The sequence below is a fragment of the Curtobacterium sp. NPDC089689 genome (genome assembly GCF_044749145.1).
GTDB lineage: Bacteria > Actinomycetota > Actinomycetes > Actinomycetales > Microbacteriaceae > Curtobacterium.
Genome location: NZ_JBIVHJ010000003.1, coordinates 527,441 through 551,344, shown reverse-complemented (window position 1 = coordinate 551,344; position 23,904 = coordinate 527,441). Strand labels below are relative to the sequence as shown.

Here is a 23,904-nt window from a genome sequence, read left to right as displayed (position 1 = left end):
TCGTGGGCGTGTGCGCGGGCGTGCGCACGCACCCGGGCGTGTGCACGCGCCCGGGTGCCGGGTGCGGGTCGCGGGCTCGGGGTCCCTGCCGGTACCGTGGTCGGATGCCGATCAGCAGCGAATCCGAGCCGGTGGCCCAGGCTCCGTCGACCGTGACCGTCACGAGTGGGCCCGAGGTGCTCGGCTGGCTGGAGTTCGGGGACGCCGCGCGCCTGCTCGCCAAGGACGTCCTGTCGTCCGGCTTCGAGCCCGAGGTCGTCGTGGCGGTCGCCCGCGGCGGGCTGATCATCGCCGGAGCCGTGGCGTACGCGCTCGGCACCAAGGAGTGCGGCTCGATCAACGTCGAGTTCTACACCGACGTGGAGCAGCGACTCGAGGAACCGGTCATCCTCGCCCCCGCGCTCGACGCCCCGGCCCTCGCCGGCAAGAAGGTGCTCGTCGTGGACGACGTCTCCGACTCCGGCCGCACGCTGCGCCTCGTGGTCGACATCATCGCGAACGCCGGTGCCGAGGTCCGCAGCGCCTGCCTGTACTCGAAGCCCGGCACCGTCCTCGAGCCCGACCACGTCTGGCGTCGGGTCGACGGCTGGATCACGTTCCCGTGGAGCGCCCTGGCCCCCGTGACGGCCGAGTCGTGAGCATCCACCTCGTCGGCGGGGGCCTCCTCGCCGCGGCGGACGTCGCCGCCCCGTTCACCGCCGAGGCCGCCGCACGCGCGGCCGCCGTCGGCCGGACCGTCCCGCGCATCGCGGTCCTCTCCGTCGCACGCGCCGACGGGACCTCGCCGTCGAGCACCGCGGACATCGCCGAGACCCTCGGCGGCGCGCGGCAGGCCGAGACGATCGTGACCGAGGTCGCCGCGGGTGCGGCCTTCGACACGACCGTGCTGAGCGACGTGGATGCCCTCGTCGTCGCCGGTGGCGTCACACCCGACTACCTCACCGCGGTCGCGCCGATCGTCGACCAGCTCCGCCTGCTCGTCAGCGACGGGCTGCCGTACCTCGGCTACTCGGCCGGAGCGATGATCGCCGCCGACCGTGCACTGGTCGGGGGCTGGCGCATCGGCGGCGTCGAGATCTGCCCGGAGGAGGCCTCCGAGGGCCTCGACGAGGTCGAACTCCGTGAGGGGCTCGGGCTGATCGACCTCACCGTGGACGTGCACGCCGTGCAGGCCGGGACGCTCGCGCGGCTCATCGCCGCCGCCGAGGCCGAGTTCGTCACGGCGGGCCTCGCGATCGACGAGGACACCACGCTCGTGGTCGGCGAGGGTGCGCTCGAGGTCCGGGGGACCGGCAGCGTCTGGCGGGTGATCGCGGGCGACGAGTCCGTGTCCGTCGCCACCATGGGCGCGTAGCGGGCGTGGAGCCGCGGCCGCTCGTCGAGCTCGTCGATCCCGGGTGGGCGGCCGCGCTCGCCCCCGTCGAGGACGACGTCCACCGGATGGGCGTCTGGCTCCGTGCCGAGGTCGCCGCCGGGCGGCCGTACCTCCCGGCCGGCGCCGACGTGCTGCGCGCGTTCCGTGATCCCTTCGACGACGTCCGGGTGCTCGTGCTCGGGCAGGACCCCTACCCGACCCCCGGCCACCCGATCGGCCTGTCGTTCGCCGTCGATCCCGGTGTCCGGCCGGTGCCGCGCAGCCTCGCGAACATCTACGCCGAACTCCGCGACGACCTGGGCGTGGAGCCCCCGGCGCACGGGGACCTCCGGGCGTGGTCGTCGCGCGGCGTGCTGCTGCTCAACCGGGTGCTCACGGTCCGCGCGGGCGACGCCGGGAGCCACCGGGGGAAGGGCTGGGAGGCCGTCACCGACCAGGCCGTCCGAGCACTCGTCGCCCGGGGAGCGCCCCTCGTCGCCGTGCTCTGGGGAGCGCAGGCGGCGACGGTGCGACCGCTGCTCGGGGACACCCCGGTCGTCGCGTCGGCGCACCCCTCGCCCCTGAGTGCCCGCCGCGGGTTCTTCGGCAGCCGACCGTTCTCGCAGGTGAACGAGCTGCTCGTGGCGCAGGGCGCGGAGCCGGTGGACTGGTCACTGCCCGCCTGACGCGGCTGGCCGGCTGGCCGGTTGGCGGCTGCCGGTTGGCGGCTGCCGGCAGCCGAGTCTCGGGCTGAGCGACGTGTTCCGCGGCAGGACGCGCGAGAACGGTCGCTGACCACGAGTCTCGGGGCCCGCGGCGCCGCCGCCCCGTAGGCTCGACCCGTGCTCGAGGAGGAATACCAGCGACGGCGGGTCCTGCCGCGACACCTGCGCGCCCCCGTCCCGCAGGAGGCCGCGTTCACGTACACGATCCGCGCCGCCGAGCCGCGCGACGTCCCCGACGTGCGGGAGATCCACACGCACTACGTCCGGAACTCCTCGGTCACCTTCGACCCGTCGGCGTTCACGTTCGCGCGCTGGAAGCAGCGGTACGACGAGATCCGCCGGCGGGGGCTGCCGTTCCTGGTCGCGGAGAACCCCTCGGGCCAGGTGCTCGGCTACGCGCTCGTGGACCCGTGGAACCCTCGCGACCGTTCGAACCACGTCGTCGAGGACTCGATCTACCTGGGTGCGGCGGCGGGCGGCAAGGGACTCGGGCGGGCGCTCATGGAGGCACTGATCGAGGAGTGCCGCGCCGCCGGTGTCCGCGAGGTCGTCGCCGTCATCGCCGACCGTCAGGCCGAGGCGTCGATCCGTCTGCACGAGCGACTCGGCTTCGAGGAGGTCGGGCGCATGGGCAAGGTCGGCTACAAGTACGACCGATGGCTCGGCACGGTGACGATGCGGCTCCGGCTGCGTGGTCCGCGCCTCTTCGCCCGGGGTCGCGCCGCGCGCTGAGCCGGCGCTCGTCCCGCTGGTCGCAGAACGCGTCGTCCGGCGCCGCCGTCAGCGACGGGTCGTGCGACCAGCGCGGCGCGCGGACGGCGTGTCGTGCGACCAGCGCGGCGCGTGCGCCCGTGACGTGGGACCACCGTACGGGAGGCTCGTGGCGGGCCGGCACCGTGCCTCCCGTTCGGACCGGGGTCGCCACGCGAGATCGGTACCAGGCCTGGTCGCAGGAGGTGTCGGCCCGCGCCGCCGTCCGCGGCGTGTCGAGCGACCAGCGCGGCGCGCGGACGGCATGTCGTGCGACCAGCGCGACCCGGCGACTGCCGCACGCGCCCAGCGCCCGCGCACTCAGCGCGTCGGCGCCTCCGCGATGAACTCGTCCCGCGTCACCCGCACCAGCGCCGTCGTCGCGTCCGAGGCCCGGACGGCGTCACCGTCCGCGACGGCCCGCGCCACCGCCTCGTGTCGCTCCGCCGCGTCCCGCGTCCACCGGGTGATGGTGTCCCGCGACTCCGATGTCCGCGTCCGCAGCAGCGCCTCGACGGTGCCGGCGAAGTGGCGGAACACGGCGTTCCCCGAGGCGTCGAGCAGGGCGCGGTGGAAGCGGACGTCGGCCTCGAGGTAGGCGCGGCTGTCCTCCCGGGCGCACGCCGCCAGCATGTCCGCGGCGGCCGCCGACACCGCCCCGACGGCGGACGCGTCCGGGGTGGCTGCCGCGAGTGCGGCGGCGACCGGTTCGACCCCCAGCCGCAGCTCGAGGAGCTCCCGTTGCTGCACGAAGTACGCGGGGGAGGCGCCGCGCCACCGGATGACCGTGGGCGCGAGCAGCTCCCACGAGCCGATGCCGAGCACCTGCGTGCCGACCCGCTGCCGGGGCTCCACGAGGCCGAGTGACTGGAGGACGCGCAGCGCCTCGCGGACGACCGATCGCGAGACGGCGAACTCCGCGGCCACGAGTTCGGGCCGGACGACCGTCCCCGGGGTGATCGCCCCGTCGACGATCCGCTGCCCGAGGGTGTCGAGCACCTGGGCGTGCAGTCCGCGGGCCGTCGGCATCGTTCCTCCGTGCAGTACGTGTCACGCGGCGCCGTGACGTCGTGTCCATCGAAGCGGCAGACTGCGCCGGAGGGCGCGTGCCGCGCTGGGGATCATCGTATAGTCTTATTAATCAGATTATTCGGGTCGGCGGCGCACCGCCGGGCCGGCCGGTCCGGAGGAACGTTCGGACCAGCACACGAAGGCGACGGAGTCCCGCGGATGCGACTCCAGGAAGGGGCGCAGATGCCTCACGCGCTCACGGCGGCCACCGCCCACACGACCGTCCTCGCAGCAGAGGGGGGTGCAGCGCCGACCGTCGACCCGTCCGGGCCGGTCGCGCAGCTGATCATCGCCGCGCTGATCGGCATCGTCGTCATCATCGCGCTCATCACGTGGCTCAAGGTCCACCCGTTCATCGCGCTGACGATCGGCGCGCTCGGCGTCGGCATCGGTGCAGGGCTCGCACCCGACAAGGCGGTCACGAGCTTCGGCAACGGGTTCGGTGCGACGATGACGAGCGTCGGCATCCTCGTCGGCCTCGGTTCGATGTTCGGCAAGCTCCTCGTCGACTCCGGTGCGGCCGACCGTGTGGTGGACACCCTCGTCCGGCGGTCGTCGAAGGCCGCGCTGCCCTGGACCATGGCGCTCATCGGCGCGCTGATCGGTCTGCCGATGTTCTTCGAGGTCGGTCTGGTCCTCCTCATCCCGATCATCGTGCTCGTGGCGAAGCGCAGCGACGTGCCGATCATGAAGATCGCGGTGCCCGCACTCGTCGGCCTGTCGACGATGCACGCCTTCGTGCCGCCGCACCCCGGTCCGCTCGTCGCGATCTCCACGGTGGGCGCGAACCTCGGCACGACCCTCGCCTTCGGCATCGTCCTGGCGATCCCGGTCATCGTGCTCGCCGGTCCGGTCTTCGCGCGCTTCGCCGCGCGCTGGGTCGACATCCCGGCCCCGGACATGTTCGGGTCGCGCGGATCGGCCGGCGGTCACGACGACCCCGCCTCGGCCGGACGGGAGGCACGGCGCGGCCCCGCCACGCAGGACACGGCCTCCCTGCCGAACGGCAAGAGCGACTTCACCCGCGTGATCAGCGAGCCGCGCAGCCCGTCGTTCACCACCGCGCTCGTCGGCATCCTCCTGCCGGTGGTCCTCATGCTCGCCCAGGCGATCCGCGAGGCCGTCGCGCCCGACGCCGCCGGATCGTGGGTGAGCGTGCTCGACTTCCTCGGGACGCCGATGATCGCGATCGGGATCGCGGCCGTCTTCGCGATGGTGTTCTTCGCGATCGGCGGCGGCATGGACCGCTCGGCCGTCGCGAAGTCGCTCGAGAGCGCGCTGCCGCCGGTGGCCGGGGTGCTGCTCATCGTCGGAGCGGGCGGTGGGTTCAAGCAGGTGCTCATCGACACCGGGATCGGCGGGGTCATCGCCGACGCCGTGAAGGACTCCGGGATCTCCGTGCTGCTCGTCGCCTGGGTGGTGTCGGCGCTCGTCCGGGTCGCGACGGGTTCGGCGACGGTCGCCACCGTGACGGCCGCGGGCATCATGGCGCCGATCGCGAGCGACCTGTCCCAGCCGATGACCTCGCTGCTCGTGCTCGCGATCGGTGCCGGGTCGGTGTTCCTGTCGCACGTGAACGACGCCGGCTTCTGGCTGGTGAAGGGCTACCTCGGCACCACGGTGGGGCAGACGTTCAAGACGTGGACGGTGCTGGAGTGCCTCATCTCGGTCTTCGGGCTCGGGGGCGTCCTGCTGGCCGGGGTGTTCCTGTGACCCCGGGCGCGGGCGCGAGCGCGGGCGCCGGTCGGTCCGAGGTGCTGGACGCTCGCGTGCTCGTCGTCATGGGGGTGTCCGGCTCCGGGAAGTCCACGGTCGCCGCGACCGTCGCAGAGCACCTCGGGTGGGACTTCGCGGAGGGTGACGCGATGCACCCGCGGTCGAACGTCGACAAGATGCAGGCCGGGACGCCGCTCACCGACGAGGACCGGTGGCCGTGGCTCGACGTCGTGGCGGGGTGGATCCGGGACCACCTCGACGCCGGTACCCCCGGTGTCGTGACGTGCTCGGCGCTGAAGCGGTCGTACCGCGACGTGCTCCGCGCACCGGGGGTCGTCTTCGTCCACGTCGCGGGGGATGCTGCGCTCATCGCGGACCGGATGGCGGCGCGCTCGGGGCACTTCATGCCGACCTCGCTCCTCGCGTCGCAGCTCGCGACGCTGGAGCTGCCGGGGGCGGACGAGGCGCACGTCACCGTCGCCGCGGACCGCACGCCGGAGGAGGAGGCCGACGAGGTGGTCGAGCGCCTCGGGCTCGGGGTGCACTGAAGCACTGTGCACCACCGCGCGGACGCGCCCCCTCCGGATCAGGGAGGGGGCGCGTCCGCGTCCGGGTGCCCGGCTTGCTCAGGCCTTCGACACCATGATCCAGCTCACCTGGATGCCGTACTTCGTCGCCGGGCTGATGCGGAGGTCGACGATGCCGTCCTTCCCGGCCGTCGCGGTCGACGTCAGCGTGCGGAACGAGCCGTCGATCGGCTGCTTCGTCGCGACGGTCGTCCCGTTGACGCTGACCGCCGCCGCACGACCGGGAGCGCTCTTCGTCCACGGGTCCCAGAAGCCGACGTCCACGCGGTAGCGGCCCTTCCCGAGTCCGCCGAGCGCGTACTCGAGCTCGGTGGCGTCCGCCTGCCAGCGCACGGTCGACGTGATCGTCCCGCCGCTCGTGCCCGAGACACCACCCGTGGTGCCGAAGTACCCCCAGTGGTCCCCGGTCCGCGGGTCGGCGCCGAACCGCTGGTCGGCGACGCTGTTCAGCAACCGGTCGCCACGGCGCTGCAGGAACGCGAGGTCGGCCGCGTGGTCCGCGGTGCCCTGACCGTCCGGGGTGCTCGGACCACCGGCGTCGACGAAGTAGGCGAGGTGCTTCGGCAGCACCGTCACCGGGCGGGTGAACGTCCGACCGTCGTCGAGTGTCCCGGTGACGGTCTGCTCGCCGGCGGTCCGCAGTGCCGTCGCCACCCAGGTGACGCGGTGGGTCTCCTGTCCACGTGTCCGGGTCGTGCCGCCTTCGCGGACGTTGACGCGCTTCGGCAGCGCGCCGGTGTCGCCGAGCGTGACCTGCCCGGGCACCGTGGTGGTCACCGTCCACGGAGCGTACGGGTGCAGGTCCGCGAGCGACCACTCGCCGGTGTTGCACGAGAACGACATCGACCCGCCCTCACCGAACGTCACGGGCAGCCACACGCTCGGGGCGGTCCGCAGGTCCTCGGCGTTGTTCCACCGGTCGCCGAGGTACACCACGCGACCGTCGCCGAGGTTCAGCAAGGACGTGCTCTGCGAGTCGCACGTCGTGTCCGCACCCGTGCCCGTCGCGGGGTTGCCGTGCGCGGTCCACGTGCCGAGGATGTCCGTCGCGGTGGCGTACGCCGCTGCGTTCGGTGCCCACCCCGTCGCTCCCGAGGTCACGAGGTAGTAGGTCCCACCCACCTTCGTGATGGCCGGAGCCTCGCGCTGCCCGCCGATCCACGGCTGCGGCCGGCGGAAGTCGACGCCCTCCACCGCCTTCGTCGGGTCGGCGGACAGGTCCGTGTAGTCCGCGTCGAGCTTCGAGATGTAGAGCGTGAGGTTCTCCTCACTCGCGTACACGATGTACGCCGTGCCGTCGTCGTCGACGAACAGGTTCATGTCACGGGCCATGCCGGGGGAGTCCGGCTGGTGGTTCGTCGGGTCGTCGGCCGGCACACGGTCGAGGCGGTACGAGTCGACGTACCGGAACGGCCCCGTGGGCGAGTCGGACACGGCGACTCCGGCCTGCGCCTTCGCGTACTGCGCGTCGGACGAGTCCGTCGGCCCGTCGGCGTGCACCCACATGACCCACTGGCCGGTCTTCGCGTTGTGGATGACCTTCGGCCGCTCGAGGATCGCACCGGGGCGGGTGCTGCTCGGAGCGGTGACGCCGAGGTCGCGGTACACGGCGTCGCGCTGCGTCTGGTCGTAGCCGCCGTAGAGCGCCGCGAAGTACGGGTCGTCGAAGTCCGCGCGGCTCGTCATCGTGCGGAGCGCGAGACCGTCGTCCTTCCAGTGGTACAGGTCACGCGACTCGTAGACGTGGACGCCCCGGGTGTCGCTGTACCCGTTGGTCCGGTCCTCGCCGTACCAGTAGTAGATCGTCTCCCCGTCTCCGTCCGTCGCCGCCACCACCTGGCCGCCGTGGCCCTGGATCGGTTGCCCCTGGTCGTCGAGCCACGGCTCGCCCGGTCGGAACGAGGAGTCGGTCGTCCCGGCGCTCGCCGCGACGGCCGGTGCGGCGGTCAGCCCGGTGACGGCGAGTGCTGTGGCGACGGCCACGGCGACGATGCCGCGCCACCGTCTGGTCGTGCCTGGTGCGCTGTGCACCGTGGTGCCCGGTGTGCCGGGCCTGGTCGTGCGAATCTCCATCGATCCGCCCCCTCCTGGGTCGTCGTTGCCCCCGATGGCAACGTCAACATCCTGCGGACGGCGATCGATCCGTGCAAGCACTCGCATCGTGTTGCCGTCTGTTGCCACCGCCTCGTCCGCTCGCCGCACCCGGTGAGCGCGGAGCAGTCCGGGTCTCGCCCTTCCCTCCTGCGCTGCGGAGGAGTAGACCTCTGGCCATGCCGCACTTCGTCATCCTGATCCACGGAGGCCCGGGCAACCCGGCGCCGGACGACCTCGCCGCCCACGACGCCCACGCGCAGGACCTCATCGGCTCCGGAGCGCTCGTCGCCGCGTTCGCGTTCGGCCCGACCGACGAGGTGGTCCGCATCGACGCGGACGGGCCGGCGCCGGGAGCCGCGGGAGCGACCGCGCTCGACGGGGTCGGCGTGGTCGAGGCCGATGACCTCGACGCCGCGGTCGCGATCGCCCGTGCGAACCCGGCGACGGTCCAGGGCGGCTTCGTCGAGGTGCGCCCGGTCCTCGGCTCGTGGGTGCGCGGTGGTGGGTCGGGCGGTTCGGCACACGGGGTGCCGTCGGTGTCCTGAGCCGTGGGATCAGCGCTCGGACACGCGCCCGTCCTCGACGTGCCAGTGCCGGTCGAGCCGGACCGTGTCGAGCATCCGCCGGTCGTGCGTGACGAGCAGGAGCGTGCCGTCGTAGGACTCGAGCGCCTGCTCGAGCTGCTCGATGGCGGCGAGGTCGAGGTGGTTCGTCGGTTCGTCGAGGACGAGGACGTTCACACCCCTGGCCTGCAGCAGCGCGAGGCCTGCCCGGGTGCGTTCGCCCGGTGACAGGTCGGCTGCCGCCCGTCCGACGTGGTCCGCCTTGAGGCCGAACTTCGCGAGCAGGGTCCGGACGTCGGCGGTGGCGTACTCCGGCACGAGTGCCTCGAACGCGGCGGCCAGGGGCTCGGGCCCGGAGAACGCCGCTCGCGCCTGGTCCACCTCGCCGATCGCCACGCTCGACCCGAGCGACGCCGATCCCGTGGTGGGCGCCTGCCGACCGAGCAGGGCGCGCAGGAGCGTCGACTTGCCGGCACCGTTCGGCCCGGTGATGCCGATGCGGTCCCCGCCGTCCACCTGGAGCGACACGGGGCCGAGGGTGAAGTCCCCCTGCGTGAAGGTGGCGTCGGCGAGCGTGGCGACGACCGCCGACGACCGCGGTGCCTGCCCGATGGTGAACTCGAGGCGCCACTCCTTGCGCGGCTCCTCGACCTCGTCGAGGCGGGCGATGCGCGACTCCATCTGGCGGACCTTCTGCGCCTGCTTCTCGCTCGACTCGCTCGCCGCGCGCCGTCGGATCTTGTCGTTGTCCGGGTTCTTGCGCATGGCGTTGCGGACACCCTGGCTCGACCATTCGCGCTGGGTGCGGGCACGGGAGACCAGGTCGGCCTTGGTCGCCGCGTACTCCTCGTAGGCGTCGCGCTTGTGCTGGCGTGCGATCTCGCGCTCCTCGAGGTAGGCGTCGTAGCCGCCACCGAACAGCCGGTTCGACGACTGCGCCAGGTCGAGTTCGAGCACCGCGGTGACCGAGCGGGCGAGGAACTCGCGGTCGTGGCTCACGAGCACGGCTCCGCCCCGCAGCCCCTGCACGAACTGCTCCAACCGCGCGAGGCCGTCCAGGTCGAGGTCGTTCGTGGGCTCGTCGAGGAGCACGACGTCGAAGCGGGACAGCAACAGCGCGGCGAGACCCACCCGTGCCGCCTGACCACCGGACAGCGAGGTCATGAGCGAGTCCGGCCCGACACCGTGCCCGTCCAGGTCGTTCGCCAGCCCGAGCTCGGTGAGCACGACCGGTAGCCGTTCGTCGAGGTCCGCGGCTCCCGACGCCAACCACCGCTCGAGCGCGACCGAGTACGTCTCACCGGCTGCGTCGTCGGCACCGGGGGCACCGAGCGCCTCGGCCGCCTGGTCCATCGCCACCGTCGCGGCCGTGCTGCCGGTCCGTCGCCCGACGTACCCGGCGACCGTCTCACCCCCGACCCGGTCGTGCTCCTGCGGCAGCCAGCCGACGAACGCGTCCGGCGGCGACGCCGACACCGTGCCCGCGAGCGGCTCGTCGACCCCGGCGAGGAGACGGAGCAGCGTCGACTTGCCGGCGCCGTTCACACCGACGACGCCGATCACGTCGCCGGGGGCGACCGTGAGGTCGACACCCTCGAACAGCGTGCGGGCGGCGTACCCGCCGGCGAGGTCCTTGGCGACGAGGGTGGCGGTCATCCGCCAATCGTCCCATCCCCAGCGCGTCCCGCCTGCCATGATCGAGGCACCACCGTCGACGAGGAGCGCGCGATGACCGAGGACACCACCACCGACACCACCTGCCACATGTCGATCTCGCTCGACGGCTTCGTGGCCGGCCCGGACCAGAGCCTCGACCACCCGCTCGGCGTCCGCGGCGGAGAACTGCACACCTGGCACATGCCGGGTGTCGAGGTGGGCGAAGCCGACCGCACCGCAGCCTCCTGGCTCATGCGGCCGCGCGGCGCGTACGTCATGGGCCGGAACATGTTCGGGCCCGTCCGGGGAACCTGGGACGAGCCGTGGGACGGATGGTGGGGGCCGGAACCGCCCTACCACGCACCCGTCTTCGTCCTCACCCACCACGAGCACGAGCCGATCGAGATGGCGGGCGGCACGACGTTCCACTTCGTCACCGAGGGGTTCGACACCGCCTACGCCCGCGCCGTCGAGGCCGCTGACGGGCGGGGAGTCGACATCGCCGGGGGAGCGTCGACCGTCCGGCAGGCGCTCGCCGCGGACGTGGTCGACGAGTTGACGCTGGACATCGCACCCGTACTGCTGGGGAGCGGGGAGCGCCTCTTCGACGGATCGCAGTCGTTCGGCTTCGAACCGGTCGAGGTGCTGCACTCGCCGTTGACGACGCACGTCCGCTACCGTCGCGTCCGCGGCTGACGGACGCGCAGCGCAGGGGCGGTCAGGCGAGCGTGATGGACCGGTCGAACGTCCGGGTCGTCGGCGGCCCGGCGATCACGGACCCGAGCTCACGCGCTGTTCCCTCCGGCGTCGCACGCCACGCGACGTAGGCGGCGTGGTCGGCTGCCGTCCTCCAGCGCTCGACGACCACCACGTGGTTCGGGTCGGCGTCCTCGACGATCACCTCGAGCGACTCGTTGCCCGCGAAGGCCCGGGTCTGGTCGAGCGTCGTGCGGATCGCGGTCTCGATCTGGTCGGCGGGCAGGTCGTCGCGGAGCTGCACCTCGAGCAGGACGGTCATCGTCACGTCGGACACCTTTCGTCGGGGACGCGCCGGGGACGCGCCGGGGACGCGTCGGGAACGCGGGGGACAACCCGCGAGCGTGCTGTGGTGTTCCGGATCGTTCCACGGGCCGGGGAAACTCGGCGGGCCGGTGGCGGACGCCGCCTAGGCTGGCCCCGTGTTCGAACTGCACCACCTGTCCGCCCAGGAACTCTGGGACTGGATCCGTCGCGGTGAGGCGACCGCGCGCGAGGCGGTCGACCACTACCTCGCTCGGATCGAGCGGTTGGACGCGGACGGACCGGCCGGAGCGGGCCTCGGCGCGTTCGTGACCGTGACGGCCGAGGCAGCGCGCGACCGTGCCGACCACCTCGGCGAACGGGTGCCGACGTCGCGGCCGCTGTGGGGCCTCCCGGCTGCGGACAAGGACCTGTACGACCGGGCGGGCGTCGTCACCCGCAACGGCACGACCAGCCTGCCCGCGCGGTCGGCGGGCGCCGACCACCCGCTCGTGGCCGCGGCGGACGCCGCGGGCAGCATCAGTCTCGGCAAGACGGCCTCGCCCGAGTTCGGGATGTCGTCGTCCTCCGAGACCCGCTTCGGCACGACCCGCAACCCGTACGACACCGCGCGTGCGCCGGGCGGGAGCTCGAGCGGTGCCGCGGTGGCGGTCGCCGCCGGACTGCTCCCCGCGGCGGTCGGCAGTGACGGCGGCGGATCGGTACGGATCCCGGCGGCGGCCACGGGGCTCGTCGGGCTGAAGCCGAGCCGTGGCCGCGTCCCCGCGATGCCGGGCCGGTCGGGTGTCGGCGGGCTCTCGGTCGCGGGGCCGCTCACGCGGTCGGTCGCGGACGCCGGCATGCTGCTGGACGCCCTCGTCCGTCCGGCGGGCCTCGACGAACCGGAGCCGTACGCGCTCGTGACGCCCGACGTCGGCGACGGCCCGTTCACCGCGGCGGCCGTCCGTGGCGAGGGGCGCTTCGTGGTCGGCGTCCTCGACGGCTCACCGTGGGACGACACCGTCGACGTCGTGGTCGACCCGGCTGCGCGTGCCGCGGTGGCGACCGCGATCCGGGTGCTCGGTGAGGTCGGACACGGCATCGAGGACGTCGCGATGCCCCGCGCGCCCTACGCCGAGGCGTTCCGCGTGGCGTGGGAGTCGAGCGCCGCCCGACTGCCCCTCGCGCCGGGCATCGACCTGCGCGAGACCACGCCCCTCGTCGGGTGGCTCGTGGATCGCGGGCAGCACCTCACGGGGACGCAGGTGCTCGACGCGATGACGGCGCTCGACGCGTTCTCGGTGTCGCTCATCGGCGCGTTCGACCGCTTCGACGCCGTGCTCACCCCGACGCTGGCGCTGACGCCCCGTCCGCTCGGCTGGTACGGCGACGACCCGGAGGAGGACTTCCGGCGGCAGTGCGCGTACTCGCCGTGGACCTCGATGGCGAACGTGTCCGGGCTGCCCGCGATCACGCTGCCGGTGGGGGCGACGGACGACGACCACCCCGACGGCGCCGGGCTCCCGATGGGGGTGCAGCTCATCGGGCGACCGGGTGGGGAACGGGTGCTGCTGGCGATCGGCGCCCAGCTCGAGCGCCGCCTCCGCTGGCAGCGGCGGCACCCGCCCGCCTGGACCGCCTGACCGGCGGTGCCCGCCGGGCGCGCCCGGTCGGAGGCGACGGGACGCGCGCGTCTCGACGATGCGCGCGTCGATCGACGCGCGCATCGTCGAAAGGCGCGCGTTCCATCGCTCAGACCGGCACGATCCGGACGGGAGGCCCGTGGCGGCGCCGCCACGGGCCTCCCGTCCGGATCGTGGCCGCGCCCCGCTACGCCTCGCCCTGCTTCTCCATCGCCTCGGTGTACTCGCGACGCATCTTGTCGCCCGCCGCGGCGGTCCAGGTCTTCACACCGGCCTCCACCTTCGCGAGGTTCGTCCGCCCGAGCACGTAGTCGTTGCACAGCAGGTTGAACGCCTGGCTCGCCGACTGCGTGGACGACGCCGACGGGGAGTAGTACCCGTCCACCGGGTTCGGCAGCAACATGTCCTGCGTCGCCACCTGGTACGCATGGGACTGCCGCAGCTGCTCGTCGATCCGGATCGCAGTGTTGAGCACCTGCGGCCCGGCGGCGAGCCGGTAGAGGGCACTGGCGTTGATCATCTGCTCGCCGGCCTTCGTCAGCGACGCGTTCGGGCCACTGCCGGTGTAGTGCACGTTCTTCTTCCCGTGCGTGAGCGTGAACGCCTCCTGCGAGCCGAAGGGTGCGGACAGGTAGTCGAGGAGCCGCAGCTGCGCCCTCACCCGGTCGGGTGTGGTCTTCTTCAGCGCGGCGAACGAGAAGCTCGACGTGCCCTGGTAGTTCACACCGGCGCCGCCGTCGGCCCCGAACGGCACGACCCCGCCGGTGACGATCCCCTTCGGCATCGTCTGGTCGAGGAGTGCCGAGATGCCGTCGAGGTGCATGAGCACGGTGCCGTTGTTGATGTACGTCTTGGCCTTCGCGCTCTCGAGGCTCGGCGTGTCCGGGTGGAAGACACCGGCGTTCCAGAGCTTCTTGACGTAGCTCAGCGTCTCCAGCCAGGCGTCGGTCTCGTTCTTGTGCACGAGCTCGCCGCCGCTCGTCCTCGTCCACTGGTTCGGGACGCCGAACGTGGCGCCGATGAAGTCGTACGACCAGTCGACCCCGGCTGCTCCGCCGCCGCCGGCGATGGCGTACCGTCCCGCCTTCGCGTCGGTGACGTCCTTGCACATGTCGAAGAACTCGTCCTTGTCCTTCGGTGCCGGCGCCGAACCGGTGAGCTGCTCGATGAGGTCCGGGCGACAGACCATCACGGAACCGAACGGCGGGCGGTGCTCCGGGACGCCGTAGATCTTGCCGTTGATGCGCGCGCTCCGCCACGACGGCGTGGGGATGTTCGCGAGGTTCGGGTACTCCTTCACGGCGTCGCCGGACAGGTACTCGGAGAGGTCGGTGAACTTCGCGTCGAGGAGCTGCGGGAACCGCGGCGGCATCGCGAACGTCAGGAACTCGACGATCCCGGGGATGTCGTTGCCCGCGGTCATGGTCGCGAACTTCGTGTCGAACGAGTCGCCGGGCACGAACGTCAGGTCGTACTCCGTGTCGGTGACCTCGCCGATGTAGTCGAGGAAGCTGTTGTTCGCGGGCGGCGGTGCCGAGTACGTCACGACGAAGCCCGTGGTGGTGCCGCCGACCGTCAGGTCCCTCGCCACCGAGCGGAAGAGCTCACCCTCCTCCGGGTACGCGTAGTAGACCGGCTGCACCTTGTCGTTGCCGGGCAGGTCCGGCTTCGGTCCCTTCGTGATCGGCACGTACGTCGGCAGGGCCGCCACCTTGTCGGAGATGGTCGCGGCGGTCCCGCCGCCGGAGCAGCCGGCGAGACCGCCGGCGCCGCCGAGGGCGACGAGCCCGAAGGCGGCGCCGGAGATCAGGGTGCGCCGGCTGATGCCGGCAGTGGATTCGGACATGGCTTCTCCCTCGAAGCGTGCGGTCGGGTCGGATGGTGCGGAGCACCGGACGGGAGGCGCGGTGCGGGGCCGCCACGTGCCTCCAGGCCGGTGGCGGGCGAGTCAGCCCTTGACGGCGCCGGTCAGCACGCCCTTGGTGAGGTGGCGCTGCACGAGCGGGTAGGCGGCGAGGATCGGGATGATCGCGATCATGACGACCGCCATCTGGACGGACTCGGCGGGCGGCTGCATGCTCGCGTCGGAACCGGCACCGGACACCAGGTTCGAGCCCTGCAGCACGTACGTCCGCAGCACGAGCTGGAGCGTCCACTTCGTCGAGTCCGACAGGTACAGCAGGGCGTTGAAGAACGCGTTCCAGTACCCCACCGCGTAGAAGAGGCCGACGACGGCGATCACCGCGCGGGACAGCGGCAGCACGATCTGCCACAGGATCCGGAACTCGCCGGCGCCGTCGATCTTGGCGCTGTCGATCAGCTCCTGCGGGATGCTCATCATGAACCCGCGGACGACGACCATGTTGAACACGCTGAACGCACTCGGCAGGATCAGCGCCCAGTAGTTGTCGAGCAACCCGAGCTGCTTCACCATCAGGTAGAGCGGGATCATCCCCGGGGCGAACAGGAACGTGATGAGCACGAAGGTAAGGATCGGCCGCTGGAACAGCGAACCCGTCCGACTCAGCGCGTACGCCGCGAGCACGGTCGAGGCCAGGCTCAGCGCCGTGCCGACGATCGTCACGAGGAGCGTGACGACGACGGAGCGGGTCACGACGCCGCCGGACAGGATCTGCACGTAGGCGGACAGGTCGAACGACTTCGGCCACACCACGTAGCCGCCCGCAGCGGTGATGTCGTCCTGGCTCGAGACGCTCGTCGAGAAGACGATGAGGAACGGGAACAGGATGACGGCCAGGATCAGCACGATGCCGACCGCCTTCAGCGCGATGACCACCGGGGTCGGTTTGCCGGCCCAGACCGGGCGCACGATGGTGCTCATGATCGTGAATACACTCCCTGCTCGCCGAGCATGTGGGCGGCCTTGTTCGCCGCCATGATGAGGACGAAGCCGACGAGGCCCTTCACCAGGCCGACGGCGATGCCGGTGGACCAGTTCCCGTCGATGACCCCGTGGTAGTAGACGTACGTGTCGAGCACTTCGGCCGCATCGGCCCCCACGGCGTTCCGCTGCAGGATGATCTGCTCGAACCCCACGGACAGCGCCTCACCGAGCCGCAGGATGAGCAGCAGGACGATGATGGGCCGGATCCCGGGCAGCGTCACGTGCCAGAAGCGGCTCCACGCCCCGGCACCGTCGATCGCCGCGGCCTCGTACAGGTTGTCGTCGATCGCGGCCAGCGCGGCGAGGAAGATGATCGTCCCCCACCCGGCGTCCTTCCAGATCACCTGGCTCGTCAGCAGCAGCTTGAACGTCGCCGGGTCGCTCATGATCCCGACCGTGCCGACGTCCAGCTGCCGCAACGCGTGGTTCAGCACGCCGCCCGACCCCAGGGACTGCTGGAAGAAGCCGACGACGATCACCCACGACAGGAAGTGCGGCAGGTACAGCACCGACTGCACCGTCGCCCGGAGCCACGGCCACACCAGCGAGTGGATGAGCAGTGCAAGAGCGATCGGCACCGGGAAGAACAGCACCAGTTGGATGAACGTGATCTCCAGCGTGTTGATCGTCGCCCGCCAGAAGTCGGCGTCGGCGAACATCACCGCGAAGTTCTGCACCCCCACCCACGGGCTCTGCGAGATCGGGATGTACGGCTGGTAGTCCATGAACGCGATCACGTTGCCGAGCAGCGGCACGTACACGAACAACAGCAGCAGGACGACCGCGGGCGCCACCATGACCAGCAGCGGGTAGTCGCGCCGCAACCGGGCGGTGAAGGGGACCTTCCTGACCTCCGGAGCGGAGCCGGACCGTGCCGGCTCCGCCCTCGTGGCCGGGTCGACCATCGTCGCGCTCATGTGGCTCCCTTGCTCACGAGACTCTCGACACCGGCGGACCCCGCCGGTGGTTTCGTCATCCTGTGGCGTCCGTATGATGACGGTCAACCCGGGCCATTCACCCGCACACCAAACGAACACCGACCCACTACGGGGGAGCAACGATGCACCCGACCAGGCGCCGAGAGCGCATCCTCGCCGAGCTGCGCGTCCACGGCAGCCTCTCCGCCTCGGACTTCGCCGACCGCGAGGGCATCTCCGCGATGACCGTGCGCCGTGACCTCGCAGAACTCGCCGACCGCGGCCTCGTGAAACGCGTGCACGGCGGGGCGGTCTCGGTCGAGACCCTCCCCACCGCCGGCGCCCCGCACCGCCCGGCACCGCGCCCGACGAACGACCCCGACGGACCGGGACCCGCGGCCCTCTTCACCCTCGGCCTCGTCGTCCCCGACCCCGGCTACTACTTCCCGAAGATCGTCGCCGGCGTCGCCGAGCGCACCGAGGCACTGGGCGGCCGCGTCGTCCTCGGCGTCTCGCGGTACGACCCGGCACGCGAACGCCAGCAGGTCGAGCGTCTCATCGCCGCCGGGGTCGACGGACTCCTCGTCACCACCACCGTCGCCGACGCCTTCGACACGCTCGAGCTCCTCGACGCCGCACCCATGCCGGTCGTCGTCGTGGAACGCTCCGTCACCGAGGCCCCCGTCGGGTCCGACCTCGAGTCCGTCCGGAGCGACCACGAGGCCGGGGCCGCGATCGCCGTCCGACACCTCGCCGCGCTCGGGCACCACCGGATCGGCATGGCCGTGTTCGACACCCCGACCACCCCGCAGCTCCGCACCGGGTACGAACGCACCGTCCGTCAACTCGGCCTCGACCAGGACGCCCCCGTCGAGGTCATCGACGAGACACAGGGCGTGGGGGCGGCCACCGAGGCGTACATCCGCCGGTGCCTCGACTCGCACACCACCGCGGTCTTCGTGCACTCCGACCACTACGCCGTCGAGTTCGTCGAGACGCTCACCGCCATGGGCCTGTCGATCCCGGGAGACCTGTCCGTCGTGGCGTACGACGACGAGGTCGCAGCGCTCGCCGAGGTCCCGCTCACGGCCGTCGCCCCGCCGAAGAACGATGTCGGCCGCTTCGCCGCGACGATGTGCTTCGAGCGGATCTCGGCGACCGCGCAGACCGGGTTCGCTCGGCGTCACATGACGCTGGCTCCGACGCTCAGCGTCCGGGGATCGACGGCCGAACCGCCCGTGTTCGGTTCGTGAGCGTTTGCGTGACCGTGCTTGACCCCGCACACCGCGGGGCACTGGCATGGACACGCTGCACTCCGGAGAGGAGCCGTCCGACGATGACGTCACGCCCCGTCACACCCCGCTCGACCGCCACCGACGACCGCCCCGACCGCGGACCCGTCGCGGTCGCCTTCGTCCTGCCCGGACCGACGTTCGAGCGGGTGTTCGCTCCCGCGGACGTCGCGGCCCTGCACGCCGCGCCGGCCGTCCGGCTCGTGCACGACCGCCCGCTCGACCCCGACGACCCGCGCGACGCGGGCCTGCTCGCCGACGTCGAGTGCATCATCACCGGGTGGGGGAGCCCGGTGCTCGACGTCCGCCGACTCGACCGGATGCCCCGGTTGCGGGCGATCGCCCACTCCGCCGGGTCCGTGAAGCCCGTGGTCGACGACGACGTCTGGGCCCGGGACATCGTCGTCACGACGTCCGCGGCCGCCAACGCCGTCCCCGTCGCCGAGTTCGCGGTCGCGATGATCGTCCTGGCAGCGAAGCGCGCGTTCGCGACGGCGTCCGCCCTCGCCGCGTCCGACGGCGCTCCCGTCGACGTCGAGGGGTCCTGGCCGGTCATCGGCATGCACGGCATCACCGTCGGCGTCGTCGGAGCGTCCCGCGTCGGACGAGCCGTCGTCGAGCGGCTGCGCGACCACGACGTGCGGGTGCTCGTCAGCGACCCGTACCTCGACGCCGCGGAGGCCGCCGCGCTCGGGGTGACCGCCGTCGACCTCGACACCCTCGCGGCCGCGAGCGACATCGTGACGCTGCACGCACCACTGCTGCCCTCGACCCGGAACCTCGTCGACCGGCACGTGCTCGGCCTGATGCGCCCCGGTGCCACGCTCGTCAACACCGCCCGGGGTGGCATCGTGGACCAGGAGGCCCTCGCCGACCGACTCGACCGGGGCGACCTCGCCGCGGTGCTCGACGTCACCGAGCCCGAGGTGCTGCCGGCCGGCGCTCGGCTCCGCAGCACCCCGAACACCTTCATCACCCCGCACATCGCGGGTTCGCTCGGCAACGAGCTCCGCCGGCTCGCCGGCAACGCCGTCCGCGAGACGGTGGCGTTCGCCGCCACCGGCGCGTTCACCGACCCGATCGTCCCCGACGGCTTCGCCGTCCAAGCCTGAGGAACACGATGCCCTCCTCCCTGGATGCCCCGACCGCCGACCCCGCCGTCCGGTCCACCTCCGCCACCACCTTCGCCGCTCGGCTCACCCCGGCCGCGCGAGCCGCCGTGCGACCGCGCTCGTGGCGCGCCGCCCCCGACGTGCGGGACCGTGCGGCGTGGGCGGGTGCCACCGACGTCGACCGGGAGGCACTGCTCTCGACCGCCGCGGACCGGCGCGACACGGCGCTGGTCGAGTACCCGACGCTCACCCGGTGGGCGACCTACAGCCGCGACGGCGACCGTCGGCCCTACGAACGGTCGCTGCGCAACGTCATGGAGTCCGCAGCGACGGCGTCCCTGGCGCTCGGCGTCACCGGTGACGACGAGTGGGTGGCGACCCTGGGCGACACGGTCTGGCGCCTCTGCGAACTGAGCGCCTGGTGCCTGCCGTCGCACTACGCCCTGCCCGAGGACGGCGCACGGCCGTTCCTGCCGGTACCGGGCCGTGACGTGCTCGACCTCAACGACGCCGCGCTCGGCGGGATGCTCGCCGCGATCGACTCGTTCGCGGGGGAGCGGCTCGAACAGGACTTCCCGGGCATCCGCGCGCGGGTGCACCACGAGGTGCGGCGGCGGGTGCTCGACCCGTGGGAGCAGGAGGAGTACTTCTGGCACGGCACGGACGGCGCACCGCCGAACAACTGGGCGCCGTGGATCGTGTCGAACGTCCTCGTCTGCGCCGCCGTGGTCGAACCGGACGCCGGCCGGCTCACCGTGACCCTCGATCGTGCGCTCGGCATCCTCGACCGCTTCCGCGCCGGGTACGACGACGACGGCAGCTGCGACGAGGGGGCCACGTACTGGTGGTGGGCCGGCGCGACGCTCTTCGAGGCGCTCGACCTGCTGACCACCATCACCCACGGGGCGTTCGACGGGTGGACGGTCGCCCCCGTGGCCGCGATGGCCCGCTTCCCGATGAGCATGCAGATCGACGCCGACCACCAGGTCAACCACTCGGACGGGTCACCCGTGCTCCCCGAGAACGCGAACTGGCACCTCCTCGCCCGCTTCGGCGCCGTGGTCGGCGACGACGACGTCGTGCAGCACGCTCGCTGGATGGGCCGTCGGCACCCGCTGCGCTTCGACGGGCAACTCGCCCCGCTGTTCCTCCGGACGCTCCACGAGCTCCGAACGCCGGACTGGCAGCACGCCGGTGCCGCGGCGCCGGGCATGCCGCGGTCGCTGTACCTGCCCGGTACCGAGGTCGCCGTCGCCCGTGCCGACGGGTTCTTCCTGTCCGCGAAGGGCGGCCACAACGACGTCAGTCACAACCACAACGACGCGGGCTCGGTGATCGTGTCGCTCGACGGCGAACCGGTGGTCGTCGACGCCGGTGTCGGCGTGTACCACCGCGAGACCTTCATGCCCGACACCCGGTACGGCATCTGGACCATGCGGTCGAGCTGGCACAGCGTGCCGTGGCCGAACGGTGTCGAACAGCACGAGGGGGCCGCGTTCCGCGCGACCGGCACGACGTTCGCCGACGACGGCGGCCGGGCTTCCCTGTCGATGGACCTCGCGGCCGCGTACCCGGCCGACTCCGGGCTCGAGCGTGCCCGACGGGTCGCCTCGATCGACCGGACGACGGACAGCGTCGAGGTGCACGACGAGTGGACGTTCCGCCGCCCCGGCACCATGACCCTCGTCGTCCTGACCCTGCACGAGCCGCAGCCGACGCCCGGTGGGCTCCTCGTCGGACCCGCCCACCTCGCGGTCGACGCGGCCCTCGGGGTCGAGGTCGAACGACGTGACCTCGACGACGAGAAGCTCCGCGCCGCGTGGGGGCCAGCCCTGCACCGGATCCTGCTCGTGCAACGCGACCCGGCGGTCTCGGGATCGCACACGCTCCGGATCACCCGCGCGTGACGGTTCACCACCGCGTGGCGGAGCGGCCGACCGACGGTCCGGTCCTGCTCGGCGGGGTCGGGCGGTGGACAGATCCCTGGCACCCGTTCGACGCGACGAACCGGGCGCTCGTCGACATCGGCCGCGAGGCCGGCGTGCCGTTGACACAGGCGGAGGACGTCGACGCAGCCCTCGCCTCCTTCGCGTCCGGACCGCTCCCGTCCCTCGTGGTCGTGAACGTCGGACTCCCGCGCGACGACCGTCCGGTACCGCTGTCGTGGGCGGAGGCCGGGTACGGTCGGCTCCTCGCCAGCGACGTACCGGTGTTCGCCGTGCACGTGTCGTCGACGTCGTTCGCCGGGGACGGGCGGTGGGAGCGCGTCCTCGGCGGGGTGTGGGTCCGGGGGACGACGATGCACCCGCCGTCGGGGCCCTGCACGGTGCAGGTCGTGGACGACGGACACCCGGTCACGGACGGCTTGTCCGACTTCGCGCTCGACGACGAGCGGTACGCGTACCAGCGGGTGGCACCCGACGTGCGTGTGCTCGTCGACCACGAGCACGACGGGATCCGCCACCCGCTCGTCTGGGTGCACGACCGCCCGGGAGGCGGGACCACCGTCTACGACGGACTCGGCCACGGCTCGGCGTCCTTCGCCGCACCGGCGCACCGCGCGCTGGTCGCGCAGGCCCTCCGGTTCCTCGCCGGGGCGCCCTGAGCGCGCTCCGCGCGCGTCCGGCAGGAGTCGGGCGGGAACCGGCCCGCGCGCGTTCCGACGTCGCGACCGTCGAACGACGCGCGCTCCGACGGAACGCGCGTGTCCCGTGACGTGCGCCCCGCGCCCGCGCGACCGCCTGGAGGACCGGTGCCGGTCCGCCGGACCGGTGCCGTGCCTCCAGGCCGTCGCGTCCAGGTCGTGGCGGCTCGCGTCAGCGGACGGTGACGTCCCCGACCACGAGCCACCCGTCCGCTCGCTCCCCGGTCGCGCCGAGGGCGATGGCGGGCACGTTCCCGCGGGTCGTGTCCACGATCGCGATGCCCCATCGGTACCGACCCGGGGCGACGCCGGTGATCCGCGGGGCGAACGTGTACGACCTCGGCGAGCCCTTGCGCCATTCCGACGGCTCCGGATCCGCATCGACGAGGACCCGCGCCGGGGTGTCGTCGGCGCGGAGCAGTCCGATCGCGACCCTGTACTTGCCTTGCCAGACCGGCAGGTCGGACGGCAGGTACCCCCACCCCGTGTTCGTCCACTCGTGCGTGATGGAGGCGGCGGAACCGACCCGGACGTCCGTCGGCACGCTGACCTCGGACGGGTGGAGCCGGTAGCCGCCCTCGGCGTCGAAGCGCTTCGTGAGCGGGTACGTCTCGGCGGTGAACCACGACAGCGCCTCGCCGTTGCGGAGGTCCATCATGTTGACGTGCGCCTCGGCGGAGTCGTCGAACTCGCCCTGCCGGACGTCGGCCGCGTCCTCGTACCCGCGGGGGTCCTTCGTGACGTCGTGCTGCGCGGTGACCCAGCCGCCCTCCATGATGATCGGCCGACGGTGGCGCCACTTCGCGGCCATCGACTTCTCCCAGTCGGCGTAGTAGTCGGTCATGCCGAAGGCGTCCTGACGGAGGACGTATCCCTTCTCGTAGGCGGAGTCGAGGAGCGCCTCGCTCTCCGGGTCCGGTGCGCCCCAGCTCTCGTCACCGCCGGCCCCGATGAGCCGGTGGTAGTTGAGCGCGAGCGGGACCGTCGTGAAGTGCTCGAGGTACAGGTCGATGATCCAGTCGAACACCTGCTTGCGGTTCGCCGGGTCGAGGTACTTCATCGAGTGCCCCTCGCCCCACTTGCCGAGGCCGTACCCGTCGATGAAGTCGGTCACCTCGGGGTCGTCGTAGCGGGCGGCGAAGGCTGCGACGAACGCCGAGTACTTCGCCTGGAACACCGGGTCGTCGGGGTAGGGGGTCCACACCGTGTGCGATCCGACCTGGTTCTCGTACCCGACCGCTCCGGCCTCGCGGACCCAGGCCGGCGTGAAGTCGTTCGCCTTGTCGCGGCTGTCCACCACGACCCGGAACGCGAGCCGCATGCCCCGGGACCGTGCCTCGGCGAGGATCCCGGCGAAGGCGGCGTTCGTGTCCCAGCCGTAGACGCCCTCGGAAGGCTCGAGGATCGTCCACGACACCCGCATGTACAGCACCCCGGCCACGTCCGAGATCCGGATCGAGCTGCCGTCGGGCAGCGTGACGTCGTCGTACTTCGTCCAGTAGTCGGCCGGCGGCTCCGCGGAGCCGTACAGGGCCCATCCGTTGAGCGGGTTCTTCAGCACCGTCGTGCTGTCGGGCTCGAAGCGCTTCGTCAGTCGTGGTGCGGCGTGTGGGGTGCCCGAGCCGTGCCCGACGCCGAACCCGTGTCCGGCGCCGGTCCCGCGGCCGGCCGCCTGGGCGGCGCCCGGTGTCAGGATGCCCGAGGCGACGGTGGCGGCTCCCGCGGCGCCGAGTCCGAGGGCGGTCCGTCTGCTGATGTCGTTCGACTTGCTCATGCGTTCTCCCCTTCGAGAAGCGGCCGGTCGGCCGGCTCGATCGTCCCCGGAGTCCCACTGAGCGGGCAACGGTTGCCGCCGGATCGAACACGACTCGCACAG

Annotated in this window: 21 protein-coding genes; 13 read left to right on the top strand and 8 right to left on the bottom strand. The window is 72.3% G+C overall.

Annotation, left to right across the window (positions count from 1 at the left end):
- Positions 1 to 104 precede the first annotated feature (104 nt).
- The 4 genes from ACIPYW_RS14165 to ACIPYW_RS14150 all read left to right on the top strand — a co-directional run bounded on the left by ACIPYW_RS14165 (position 105) and on the right by ACIPYW_RS14150 (position 2,811).
- Positions 105 to 638 (top strand): phosphoribosyltransferase, encoded by a 534-nt coding sequence (locus tag ACIPYW_RS14165; protein WP_193750459.1) that lies wholly within the window; start codon positions 105 to 107, stop codon positions 636 to 638.
- On the top strand, positions 635 to 1,354 hold the full coding sequence (locus ACIPYW_RS14160) for a Type 1 glutamine amidotransferase-like domain-containing protein (protein ID WP_400414578.1): 720 nt from the start codon (positions 635 to 637) through the stop codon (positions 1,352 to 1,354). The genes ACIPYW_RS14165 and ACIPYW_RS14160 overlap by 4 nt, the downstream gene beginning before the upstream one ends.
- Before the next feature lie 5 nt (positions 1,355 to 1,359).
- Complete coding sequence (locus ACIPYW_RS14155) at positions 1,360 to 2,040, top strand: uracil-DNA glycosylase (RefSeq protein WP_400414576.1); 681 nt, start codon at positions 1,360 to 1,362, stop codon at positions 2,038 to 2,040.
- 156 nt (positions 2,041 to 2,196) lie between these two features.
- The gene (locus ACIPYW_RS14150) at positions 2,197 to 2,811 is read left to right on the top strand and encodes a GNAT family N-acetyltransferase (protein ID WP_400414573.1); all 615 of its coding nucleotides are present in this window, start codon (positions 2,197 to 2,199) and stop codon (positions 2,809 to 2,811) included.
- A 339-nt stretch (positions 2,812 to 3,150) separates the two neighbouring features.
- Here the strand turns inward: ACIPYW_RS14150 and ACIPYW_RS14145 are convergent, their stop codons facing one another.
- The gene (locus ACIPYW_RS14145; RefSeq protein ID WP_400414571.1) at positions 3,151 to 3,858 is read right to left on the bottom strand and encodes a FadR/GntR family transcriptional regulator; all 708 of its coding nucleotides are present in this window, start codon (positions 3,856 to 3,858) and stop codon (positions 3,151 to 3,153) included.
- Positions 3,859 to 4,083: 225 nt separating this feature from the next.
- Between ACIPYW_RS14145 and ACIPYW_RS14140 the strand changes: the two genes are divergently transcribed.
- Positions 4,084 to 5,613, top strand: a complete 1,530-nt coding sequence (locus ACIPYW_RS14140; RefSeq protein WP_400414568.1) for a GntP family permease — start codon at positions 4,084 to 4,086, stop codon at positions 5,611 to 5,613.
- 68 nt (positions 5,614 to 5,681) lie between these two features.
- Positions 5,682 to 6,164 (top strand): gluconokinase, encoded by a 483-nt coding sequence (locus ACIPYW_RS14135; RefSeq protein WP_400414839.1) that lies wholly within the window; start codon positions 5,682 to 5,684, stop codon positions 6,162 to 6,164.
- Between the two features lie 78 nt (positions 6,165 to 6,242).
- On the opposite strand, the gene ACIPYW_RS14130 is transcribed toward ACIPYW_RS14135, so the two are convergent.
- The gene (locus tag ACIPYW_RS14130) at positions 6,243 to 8,276 is read right to left on the bottom strand and encodes a glycoside hydrolase family 43 protein (protein ID WP_400414567.1); all 2,034 of its coding nucleotides are present in this window, start codon (positions 8,274 to 8,276) and stop codon (positions 6,243 to 6,245) included.
- Positions 8,277 to 8,473: 197 nt separating this feature from the next.
- Between ACIPYW_RS14130 and ACIPYW_RS14125 the strand changes: the two genes are divergently transcribed.
- Positions 8,474 to 8,842, top strand: coding sequence for a YciI family protein (locus ACIPYW_RS14125; protein ID WP_400414564.1), 369 nt, complete (start codon positions 8,474 to 8,476; stop codon positions 8,840 to 8,842).
- Positions 8,843 to 8,851: 9 nt separating this feature from the next.
- Here ACIPYW_RS14125 and ACIPYW_RS14120 read toward each other — a convergent pair whose 3' ends face one another.
- A complete protein-coding gene (locus ACIPYW_RS14120; protein ID WP_400414561.1) occupies positions 8,852 to 10,516 on the bottom strand; it encodes an ABC-F family ATP-binding cassette domain-containing protein in 1,665 nt (554 codons plus the stop codon).
- 108 nt (positions 10,517 to 10,624) lie between these two features.
- Here ACIPYW_RS14120 and ACIPYW_RS14115 point away from each other — a divergent pair, with 108 nt between their 5' ends.
- Positions 10,625 to 11,212, top strand: coding sequence for a dihydrofolate reductase family protein (locus ACIPYW_RS14115; protein ID WP_400414837.1), 588 nt, complete (start codon positions 10,625 to 10,627; stop codon positions 11,210 to 11,212).
- 22 nt (positions 11,213 to 11,234) lie between these two features.
- Here the strand turns inward: ACIPYW_RS14115 and ACIPYW_RS14110 are convergent, their stop codons facing one another.
- Positions 11,235 to 11,534, bottom strand: a complete 300-nt coding sequence (locus tag ACIPYW_RS14110; protein WP_400414835.1) for a putative quinol monooxygenase — start codon at positions 11,532 to 11,534, stop codon at positions 11,235 to 11,237.
- A gap of 160 nt (positions 11,535 to 11,694) precedes the next feature.
- Here ACIPYW_RS14110 and ACIPYW_RS14105 point away from each other — a divergent pair, with 160 nt between their 5' ends.
- Positions 11,695 to 13,158 carry an amidase gene (locus ACIPYW_RS14105; RefSeq protein WP_400414560.1) on the top strand — a complete coding sequence of 488 codons (1,464 nt, stop codon included), beginning with the start codon at positions 11,695 to 11,697 and terminating at the stop codon, positions 13,156 to 13,158.
- Positions 13,159 to 13,345: 187 nt separating this feature from the next.
- Here the strand turns inward: ACIPYW_RS14105 and ACIPYW_RS14100 are convergent, their stop codons facing one another.
- The 3 genes from ACIPYW_RS14100 to ACIPYW_RS14090 all read right to left on the bottom strand — a co-directional run bounded on the left by ACIPYW_RS14100 (position 13,346) and on the right by ACIPYW_RS14090 (position 16,980).
- Positions 13,346 to 15,004, bottom strand: a complete 1,659-nt coding sequence (locus ACIPYW_RS14100) for an extracellular solute-binding protein (RefSeq protein ID WP_400414557.1) — start codon at positions 15,002 to 15,004, stop codon at positions 13,346 to 13,348.
- 102 nt (positions 15,005 to 15,106) lie between these two features.
- Positions 15,107 to 16,000, bottom strand: a complete 894-nt coding sequence (locus ACIPYW_RS14095) for a carbohydrate ABC transporter permease (protein WP_400414554.1) — start codon at positions 15,998 to 16,000, stop codon at positions 15,107 to 15,109.
- Positions 15,997 to 16,980 (bottom strand): sugar ABC transporter permease, encoded by a 984-nt coding sequence (locus ACIPYW_RS14090; RefSeq protein WP_290131536.1) that lies wholly within the window; start codon positions 16,978 to 16,980, stop codon positions 15,997 to 15,999. The genes ACIPYW_RS14095 and ACIPYW_RS14090 overlap by 4 nt, the downstream gene beginning before the upstream one ends.
- Before the next feature lie 143 nt (positions 16,981 to 17,123).
- On the opposite strand from ACIPYW_RS14090, the gene ACIPYW_RS14085 reads away from it, so the two are divergent.
- The 4 genes from ACIPYW_RS14085 to ACIPYW_RS14070 all read left to right on the top strand — a co-directional run bounded on the left by ACIPYW_RS14085 (position 17,124) and on the right by ACIPYW_RS14070 (position 21,989).
- Positions 17,124 to 18,233, top strand: a complete 1,110-nt coding sequence (locus ACIPYW_RS14085; RefSeq protein WP_400414552.1) for a substrate-binding domain-containing protein — start codon at positions 17,124 to 17,126, stop codon at positions 18,231 to 18,233.
- Between the two features lie 83 nt (positions 18,234 to 18,316).
- The gene (locus tag ACIPYW_RS14080; protein ID WP_400414550.1) at positions 18,317 to 19,384 is read left to right on the top strand and encodes a hydroxyacid dehydrogenase; all 1,068 of its coding nucleotides are present in this window, start codon (positions 18,317 to 18,319) and stop codon (positions 19,382 to 19,384) included.
- Between the two features lie 8 nt (positions 19,385 to 19,392).
- Positions 19,393 to 21,291, top strand: a complete 1,899-nt coding sequence (locus tag ACIPYW_RS14075) for a heparinase II/III family protein (RefSeq protein ID WP_400414547.1) — start codon at positions 19,393 to 19,395, stop codon at positions 21,289 to 21,291.
- Complete coding sequence (locus tag ACIPYW_RS14070) at positions 21,288 to 21,989, top strand: ThuA domain-containing protein (RefSeq protein WP_400414545.1); 702 nt, start codon at positions 21,288 to 21,290, stop codon at positions 21,987 to 21,989. The genes ACIPYW_RS14075 and ACIPYW_RS14070 overlap by 4 nt, the downstream gene beginning before the upstream one ends.
- Before the next feature lie 211 nt (positions 21,990 to 22,200).
- Here the strand turns inward: ACIPYW_RS14070 and ACIPYW_RS14065 are convergent, their stop codons facing one another.
- Entirely contained in the window at positions 22,201 to 23,802 is a 1,602-nt protein-coding gene (locus tag ACIPYW_RS14065) for a DUF4832 domain-containing protein (protein WP_400414543.1), read from the bottom strand.
- Between the last annotated feature and the right edge of the window lie 102 nt (positions 23,803 to 23,904).

Bases quoted from the DNA above. Each gene is read 5' to 3' on its own strand.
- ACIPYW_RS14100 (WP_400414557.1), bottom strand. From the start codon at position 15,004: ATGTCCGAATCCACTGCCGGCATCAGCCGGCGCACCCTGATCTCCGGC.
- ACIPYW_RS14110 (WP_400414835.1), bottom strand. From the start codon at position 11,534: ATGACCGTCCTGCTCGAGGTGCAGCTCCGCGACGACCTGCCCGCCGAC.
- ACIPYW_RS14140 (WP_400414568.1), top strand. From the start codon at position 4,084: ATGCCTCACGCGCTCACGGCGGCCACCGCCCACACGACCGTCCTCGCA.
- ACIPYW_RS14085 (WP_400414552.1), top strand. From the start codon at position 17,124: ATGCACCCGACCAGGCGCCGAGAGCGCATCCTCGCCGAGCTGCGCGTC.
- ACIPYW_RS14095 (WP_400414554.1), bottom strand. From the start codon at position 16,000: ATGAGCACCATCGTGCGCCCGGTCTGGGCCGGCAAACCGACCCCGGTG.
- ACIPYW_RS14075 (WP_400414547.1), top strand. From the start codon at position 19,393: ATGCCCTCCTCCCTGGATGCCCCGACCGCCGACCCCGCCGTCCGGTCC.
- ACIPYW_RS14135 (WP_400414839.1), top strand. From the start codon at position 5,682: ATGGGGGTGTCCGGCTCCGGGAAGTCCACGGTCGCCGCGACCGTCGCA.
- ACIPYW_RS14130 (WP_400414567.1), bottom strand. From the start codon at position 8,276: ATGGAGATTCGCACGACCAGGCCCGGCACACCGGGCACCACGGTGCAC.
- ACIPYW_RS14125 (WP_400414564.1), top strand. From the start codon at position 8,474: ATGCCGCACTTCGTCATCCTGATCCACGGAGGCCCGGGCAACCCGGCG.
- ACIPYW_RS14090 (WP_290131536.1), bottom strand. From the start codon at position 16,980: ATGAGCGCGACGATGGTCGACCCGGCCACGAGGGCGGAGCCGGCACGG.
- ACIPYW_RS14080 (WP_400414550.1), top strand. From the start codon at position 18,317: ATGACGTCACGCCCCGTCACACCCCGCTCGACCGCCACCGACGACCGC.
- ACIPYW_RS14145 (WP_400414571.1), bottom strand. From the start codon at position 3,858: ATGCCGACGGCCCGCGGACTGCACGCCCAGGTGCTCGACACCCTCGGG.
- ACIPYW_RS14165 (WP_193750459.1), top strand. From the start codon at position 105: ATGCCGATCAGCAGCGAATCCGAGCCGGTGGCCCAGGCTCCGTCGACC.
- ACIPYW_RS14065 (WP_400414543.1), bottom strand. From the start codon at position 23,802: ATGAGCAAGTCGAACGACATCAGCAGACGGACCGCCCTCGGACTCGGC.
- ACIPYW_RS14115 (WP_400414837.1), top strand. From the start codon at position 10,625: ATGTCGATCTCGCTCGACGGCTTCGTGGCCGGCCCGGACCAGAGCCTC.
- ACIPYW_RS14120 (WP_400414561.1), bottom strand. From the start codon at position 10,516: ATGACCGCCACCCTCGTCGCCAAGGACCTCGCCGGCGGGTACGCCGCC.